Below are 6,358 nucleotides of genomic sequence, written 5' to 3' on the forward strand. Positions count from 1 at the left end.
GCGTCAGATGTGTTAAACAGACAGCAGTGACTCGGAGGACGGCCGCGCCGCCCAGCTGCTGGCCTGGGCCTACCCGGAACGGCTGGCCCTGGGCCGGGGCCGCGGTGATGGGCGCTTCCTGATGCGCAGCGGTCGCGGCGCCGTGCTCCCCCCGGGGGATCCCCTCGCCGCCGCCGAAGCCCTGGCGATCGCCAGCGTCGACGGCCAGGGACAGGAGGCCAGGGTGCGGCTGGCGGTGGCCCTCTCCCCCAGCGGCCTGGAGGCCCTGGTGGCGGAGGAGATCGAGGAGGAGACCGAAGCCCGCTGGGACGGCACCGACCAGCGGGTGCGGTGCGAGCGGCTGCGGCGGAGCGGGGCCCTGGTGCTGGAGCGCCGCCCCTGGCCGGACGCCAGCGGCGAGCTGGTGGAGCGGGCCCTGCTGGAGGGTCTCGAACGGCTCGGACTGGAGGTGCTCCCCTGGTGCCGCACCAGCCGCCAGCTGCAGCAGCGCCTGATGCTGGCCCACCGGCACCTGGGGGCGCCCTGGCCCGACCGCTCACCGGAGCGGCTGCAGCAGGACCCGGGAGCCTGGCTGGGCCCCCATCTCGACGGCCTGCGCAGCCTCCAGGACCTGCAGCAGCTCGACCTCTCGGAAATCCTCTGGGGGGATCTGGACTGGTCCCTGCGCAGGGAACTGGATCGGCTGCTGCCCCTCAGCCAGCCGGTGCCCTCCGGCCGCCGGGTGCCGTTGGACTACGGCAGCGGCACCCCGGTGCTGGCCGTGAAGCTGCAGGAGATGTTCGGCTGCCTGGAAGGGCCGATGGTGCTGGATGGCCGACTGCCGGTGCGGGTGGAGCTGCTGTCTCCGGCCGGACGCCCGGCGGCGGTCACCAGCGACCTGGCCGGCTTCTGGAACCAGAGCTACGCCGAGGTGCGCCGGGAGCTGCGCGGTCGCTACCCCCGCCACCCCTGGCCCGAGGATCCCCGCCAGGGGGTCGCCAGCGCCCGCACCAAGGCGGCCCTGGCCCGGGAGGCACGCGGGGAGAGCCGCTGAGCGGGCCGTCGCTAGGGCAGGCCGTCGAGCAGATGGCCGAAGCCGAAGTGGCGCAGGCCCTCCAGGATGCCCAGGCAGCCGTGGGCGCGGGCGCGGTAGGTGCGGGCGAGCCCCGGCAGGGCCCGCACCAGGCCGGGCTCGGCATTGCCCACCATGACGCTCTGCAGGCCGGTCTCGAACATGGCCAGATCGTTGAGGGAATCCCCCGCGGTGACCACCCGGGCCGGTTCCAGCTCCAGCCACTCCAGCAGGCCCAGCAGGGTGCTGCCCTTGTTGACGCCGGGCGGCAGCACGTCGAGGTATTTGTCGCCGGAGACCAGACAATCCACCCCATGGGCCTCGATGGCCGCCAGCCGGCTGGTGTCCAGCCGGAGGGGGTCGATGCCGTAGGCCAGACGCCGGTCGGTGCTGAGGGGCTGGGGGGACAGGCCCGGCACCCGGGCCAGCAGGGGCAGCACCTTCTCCGCCCGTCCCCGCCAGAGGGCCTCGATGGGTTCCAGGGCCAGGGGCAGGGGGGTGAGGCTGGCGCCGCAGGCCACGGTGCAGCCCACATCACCGATCACCAGGTGGGGGGGATGGAGCCCCAGGGCGGCCTCCGCGGCCAGCAGCCGTGCAATGGAGCGCAGGTCCCGACCGGTGCTGAACACCTGCAGCACCCGATGGCGCTGGGAGGCCAGCCAGCGGTAGATCCGGCGACGGGTCGGAACGGTCCCCTCCAGCAGGGTGCCGTCGAGGTCGGTGACCAGCACCAGTTCGATCCGGCTGGGCAGGGGCGCGGCGAGATGGCCCTGAAGGCGGGCCCGGGGCGCCCGTCGGCGGTCCTCCACACCGGGCCCCCAGACGGAGCCGGCGCCGGCGTCCGCCCCCATGCCCCGGACTGACCTCACTGCCACGGCCAGGGTTGGCTGTCAACCGTGCAACCCACACCCGACTTTGTAGCCCCTGCCACTGTCAAGACCACTCCATGATTCGTTACAGTCAGGGTTCCACCGAGGGTTCCTTCCATGTCTGACGCTTCCCAGCCCCGCTTCGGTTTCGTGAACTTCGCCGAAACCTGGAACGGCCGCCTGGCCATGATGGGCTTCGTGATCGGTCTGGCGACCGAAATTCTCACCGGCCAAGGCATTCTGGCCCAGGTCGGCCTCGGCTGAAGCCCGGCCGTCCTGCCCAACTCCCACGTCCTTGAAGCCCGGTCAAGGCGTCGGCCGCCGGCTCAGCCGGCGGCTTTTTCATGGGCCGGGCCGCTGTTCCGGGCGGTCCTAGGTTGAGGGTCCTCCAGGCTGCGCCCCTCGATGGCCCCTTCCGCCGCCGCTCCCCGCTTCTATGTCGGCAACCGACGCGACGGCGCCCGGCTGCTGAGCAGCGCGCTGGTGATCGCCGGGGCGGGCCTGGTCCGGATCGACCATCCGGCGGGCCGGGCCGTGGCCCTGGTGGCCGGCCTGCTGAGTCTCTACTGGTGGACCTGCTACCGCCAGCTCAAGCACTGATTCCATGCTCACGGCCCCTGGCAGCAGTGCATCCCCCCGCCAGCACGACGGCATTCCCCGGTACACGGTCGCCGAGCTCAACCAGGCCATCGGTGCCCTGCTGGAACGGGGCTTCGCACCCCGCTTCCTGCTGGAGGCGACGGTGGGACGACCCCAGCAGAAGAAGGGCCATCTCTGGCTGACCCTCGTCGACGGCGAGGCCAGCATCCAGGGGGTGATCTGGTCGTCCCAGCTGCAGAAGCTCAGCTTCGTGCCCCAGGAGGGGGATGGGGTGGTGGTGGTCGGCAAGCTCAACTTCTGGGCGGCGCGGGCCAGCCTCACGGTGCAGGTGCTGGATGTGCGCCCGAGCCTGACCACCGTCCTGCGCCAGTTCGAGCAGGTGCGCAGCCGGCTGGAGCCCGAGGGGCTGTTCGACCCGGAGCGGAAGCGACCGCTGCCCCGCTGGCCCCGTCGCATCGCCCTGCTCACCAGCGTGCCCAGCGCCGCCCTCGCCGACATGCTGCGCACCGCCAGGGAACGCTGGCCCGCCACCGACCTGCTGGTGGTGCCGATCCCCGTGCAAGGGAACGTGGAAGCCCAGATCGTCGCCGCCATCGAGAACCTCGGCGAACGGGCCGACCGCCTCGGCATCGAGGCCCTGGTGCTGGCCCGCGGCGGTGGCAGCCGGGAGGATCTGGCCGTCTTCGACGGGGAGTCCCTGGCCCGTTGCCTGGCGGCCTGTCGCTGGCCCGTCATCTGCGGCATCGGCCATGAGGATGACGTGACCATTGCCGATCTGGTGGCCGACTACCGGGCGGCCACGCCCACGGCGGCCCTGGTGGCCCTGCTGCCGGACCGCAGCCAGGTGATCCGGGCCCTGGCGCAGGAGCGCGGCCACCTGCAAGGCACGCTGGCCCTGCGGATCGCCTCGGCCCGGCAACGGCTGGGCGCCCGCCAGGACCAGCTGCGCCTGCTGCACCCCGCCCGGCTGCTGGGCCAGCGGCGCCAGTGGCTGGACCAGCGACGCCAGCTGCTGCAGGCGCTCTCACCGCGACACCTCCTGGCCCGGGGCTTCAGCCTGCTCCGGGATGGCGACGGACGCCTGCTGCGCTCGGTAAAGCAGCTGCGGCCAGGGGCAGGAATCACTGCCGAGCTGGCGGATGGTCGGGTGGCCCTGCAGGTGCAGGGGATCGAGCCGGAAGGCCCGTATCCCTGAGCCCCGGCCCTGAGCCCCTGCCTGGGTCAGTCCCCACGCCACACCCTCAACGCCCGACCCCCAAGGTTCCCTCCATCGCTTCCGCCACCTCCGCCGCGGACTCCACCGCCTTCCTGTCTCCCGGTTCCTTCCATGCCCAAGGCCTCACCCCGATCCAGCGCCCCTGACCAGCCCGCCGATGCCGTCTCCGGCCACGACGTGGCCCGGGACCTGAGCTTCCGGGAAGCCCAGACGGCCCTTGAGCTCTGTCTGGCCCAGCTGCAGGACCAGGACCTGGATGTGGAAGCGATGGCCGATCTCTATCGCCGCGCCCTGGCCTATGCCGAACGCTGCGAGGCGGTTCTGGCCCAGGTGGAGCAACAGGTGATGCAATGGGATCCTGGCCAGCCGGAGCTGGCGCCAACGCCCTACACCCCATGACTGACGACGCCCTGTCCCTCCGCAGCGGTCCCGGCGGGATCAGCTGGATCGCCTGGTTCTATCTGCTGCTGGCCGTGGCCGGTGGGGTGCTCCCCTGGCTGGCCAATCTGGAGTTCATCCGCAGCGCAGGCTCGGCCTTCGATCTGGGTCTGTTCATCCGTCAGGCGAATGCCAATCCCGCCGCCCGCTCCCTGTCCAGCGATCTGGCGATCGGGGCGACCGCCGTCACGATCTGGATGGTGCGTGAAAGCCGTCGGCTCGGCATGCGGGGACTCGGCTGGGTCCTGCTCAGCTGCGTGACGATCGCGTTCGCGTTCGGGGCCCCCCTGTTCCTGCATCTGCGCGAACGTCGGCTGCGGGAGCTGGCTCGCCTGAGCCCGACGGCGCCGGATCCGGCCGGATAGGACGCAGGGCCGCACGGGCTCGCTGATCCACGCAGACGCCTGGGTCTCAGCCCCCGTCGCCCCCTCGGCCGCTCGGTTCGCCGCCGGCGGCGGCCTCCACATCGACGGCGTCGACGTTGATGGTCACGTCGCGGGCGTCGATCTCCGTGTCGGATCGGTTTCCCCAGAAGATCGAGCCGGGCGGATCGCTGGGCGACGAGCCCTGGGCTTCGGCGGAGCTGAAGAGGGTGCCGCAGGCCGGGCAGACGTCGGTGCCCAGGCTGGTGAAACCACAGCTCGGGCAGGTGCGCAGGCGGCGCCGGACGAGCTGCCAGCCGATCAGGGCCACCCCACCCGCCAGCAGGGGAAGGAGCAGGAGGGTCAGGGTGAGTCCGCCGATGACATCGAGCAGCAGGCGTCCGGCCGAGGTGGGCAGCAGCAGCAGAGCCGCCGCCACGCCGATCCACAGCCAGGGAATGCGCCGTTCCATCAGCGCTGGAAGCGTGGATCGTTTTCGATCCAGCGCTCCAGGGCCGCCAGGCCCTCAAGACCGGCCCAGGCCAGCAACAGGGCCGCCACCAGCCAGGCCGCCAGCAGCCCGAGCCCAACCAGCAGCGGGATCAGCGCGAGGGTGGTGAGCCCGATCAGCACCACCGCGCCCACGGCCATGGACACCAGCGCCAGGCTGGCCGGCAGGGGCGGGATCCGGAGGACAGGCTTGGCCAAGGGTCAATCCAATGCGATCAGACCATCCTGACCCGAAACGGGTCGTTCCTCAGCGTGGCAGAGGTGACGATGGCCCCCCAGCGGCACCGCCGGAAAGCACCACACTGAAGCACTGGCCGAAATAGAGCACGGCACCCACCAGCCACACCCAGAGCGTCAAGAGCAGCACACCGCCCACCACCCCGTAGGCCTGAAAGCGCACCCCGAGGGCGAGCAGGCTCCTGCCCAGCAGCAGGTTGGCGAGGGTGAGGCTGCCGCTCACCAGCAGGGCGCCGGGAATCAACGGTCGGAAGGGAATCCGGCGCGAGGGCAACATCCAGAGGAAGAGCAGGGTGGCGCCGAAACCGATCAGCAGGGAGACGAGCAGGTCCAGTCCGAACGACAGGGAGCTGACCCACAGAAGCGGTTTGGGCAGGAAGGTCTGGATCTGGTCATGGAAGCCCCTGGAGCCGAACAGCCGCATCGTGCTGAAGAGCTGGTCGACGACGATCAACAGGCCGACGAACAGCAGCAACACGAGGGCCTTCAGGCGCAGGGCCAGGAAGCGACGGACGTGCTCCTGCCAGCCCAGATGGTCGAACCCGAAGGGCCGATTCCACCAGAGCCGATCGGCCCCGCGCTGGAGCGTCAGGTAGATGTTGCTGGCACTGAGGGCCAAAAGCACCAGGCCGAGGATGCCGGCGCCGAATCCCTGGTTCATAAAGCGCTGCAGGGTGGCTTCAAATCCCGGCAAAGCGGACGCTGGCAGCACCTGGGCCACGACAGCGATCAGCCGATCGAAACGCTCCACATCACGGCCGAGAAGCCGTGAAGCAACCGAGAGCGCAATCAGCAGGGCCGGAAAGAACGACTGCAGCGTGTGGTACGCGAAAGCGGCACTCAGGTCGACGCAGTCAGCCCGCAGCCACAGCAGGTAGGCCTTCCAGAATGGACGAAAGCGACGACGCCATTTCACGACAGATCCATCATCAGGGTGTGGAGCTGCAGCATGCCAACAGAAAAGCCACCCTCCTCGGGTGGCTTCTCCTCATCGACCCCTTGCGGGGTCGGAAGTTTTACCTGGCATCGAGCTATTTTCGCAGGGGGCTACCCCCCAACTATCGTCGCCGCTGCT

General features: G+C 70.5%; 10 protein-coding genes. 6 read left to right on the forward strand and 4 right to left on the reverse strand.

Features of this window, described 5'->3' with window-relative positions:
- Positions 1–121 precede the first annotated feature (121 nt).
- Positions 122–1,033 carry an ATP-dependent helicase C-terminal domain-containing protein gene (locus tag VB737_RS04915; RefSeq protein WP_500311627.1) on the forward strand — a complete coding sequence of 304 codons (912 nt, stop codon included), beginning with the start codon at positions 122–124 and terminating at the stop codon, positions 1,031–1,033.
- 11 nt (positions 1,034–1,044) lie between these two features.
- Here the strand turns inward: VB737_RS04915 and VB737_RS04920 are convergent, their stop codons facing one another.
- Positions 1,045–1,902: an HAD family hydrolase gene (locus VB737_RS04920; RefSeq protein ID WP_500311629.1), complete on the reverse strand. Its 858-nt coding sequence runs from the start codon at positions 1,900–1,902 to the stop codon at positions 1,045–1,047.
- Positions 1,903–2,037: 135 nt separating this feature from the next.
- Between VB737_RS04920 and VB737_RS04925 the strand changes: the two genes are divergently transcribed.
- The 5 genes from VB737_RS04925 (at position 2,038) to VB737_RS04945 (ending at position 4,539) form a co-directional block, all read left to right on the forward strand.
- Positions 2,038–2,184 (forward strand): CAB/ELIP/HLIP family chlorophyll-binding protein, encoded by a 147-nt coding sequence (locus VB737_RS04925; RefSeq protein WP_015109196.1) that lies wholly within the window; start codon positions 2,038–2,040, stop codon positions 2,182–2,184.
- Positions 2,185–2,325: 141 nt separating this feature from the next.
- Positions 2,326–2,520, forward strand: coding sequence for a hypothetical protein (locus tag VB737_RS04930; RefSeq protein WP_500311631.1), 195 nt, complete (start codon positions 2,326–2,328; stop codon positions 2,518–2,520).
- Positions 2,521–2,524: 4 nt separating this feature from the next.
- Positions 2,525–3,715 carry an exodeoxyribonuclease VII large subunit gene (xseA, locus tag VB737_RS04935; protein ID WP_500311633.1) on the forward strand — a complete coding sequence of 397 codons (1,191 nt, stop codon included), beginning with the start codon at positions 2,525–2,527 and terminating at the stop codon, positions 3,713–3,715.
- A gap of 132 nt (positions 3,716–3,847) precedes the next feature.
- Positions 3,848–4,135 (forward strand): exodeoxyribonuclease VII small subunit, encoded by a 288-nt coding sequence (xseB, locus tag VB737_RS04940; protein ID WP_500311634.1) that lies wholly within the window; start codon positions 3,848–3,850, stop codon positions 4,133–4,135.
- Positions 4,132–4,539, forward strand: a complete 408-nt coding sequence (locus VB737_RS04945; protein ID WP_500311636.1) for a DUF2834 domain-containing protein — start codon at positions 4,132–4,134, stop codon at positions 4,537–4,539. The genes xseB and VB737_RS04945 overlap by 4 nt, the downstream gene beginning before the upstream one ends.
- 46 nt (positions 4,540–4,585) lie before the next feature.
- Here the strand turns inward: VB737_RS04945 and VB737_RS04950 are convergent, their stop codons facing one another.
- The 3 genes from VB737_RS04950 to VB737_RS04960 are packed head-to-tail and all read right to left on the reverse strand — an operon-like array spanning position 4,586 to position 6,199.
- The gene (locus VB737_RS04950) at positions 4,586–5,008 is read right to left on the reverse strand and encodes a hypothetical protein (protein ID WP_500311638.1); all 423 of its coding nucleotides are present in this window, start codon (positions 5,006–5,008) and stop codon (positions 4,586–4,588) included.
- Complete coding sequence (locus VB737_RS04955; RefSeq protein WP_500311639.1) at positions 5,008–5,244, reverse strand: glypican; 237 nt, start codon at positions 5,242–5,244, stop codon at positions 5,008–5,010. The genes VB737_RS04950 and VB737_RS04955 overlap by 1 nt, the downstream gene beginning before the upstream one ends.
- A gap of 49 nt (positions 5,245–5,293) precedes the next feature.
- Complete coding sequence (locus VB737_RS04960; protein ID WP_500311641.1) at positions 5,294–6,199, reverse strand: YihY/virulence factor BrkB family protein; 906 nt, start codon at positions 6,197–6,199, stop codon at positions 5,294–5,296.
- Positions 6,200–6,358: the final 159 nt, after the last annotated feature.

Origin of the sequence: Synechococcus sp. BA-120 BA3, from assembly GCF_034931285.1 — a bacterium.
GTDB lineage: Bacteria > Cyanobacteriota > Cyanobacteriia > PCC-6307 > Cyanobiaceae > Cyanobium.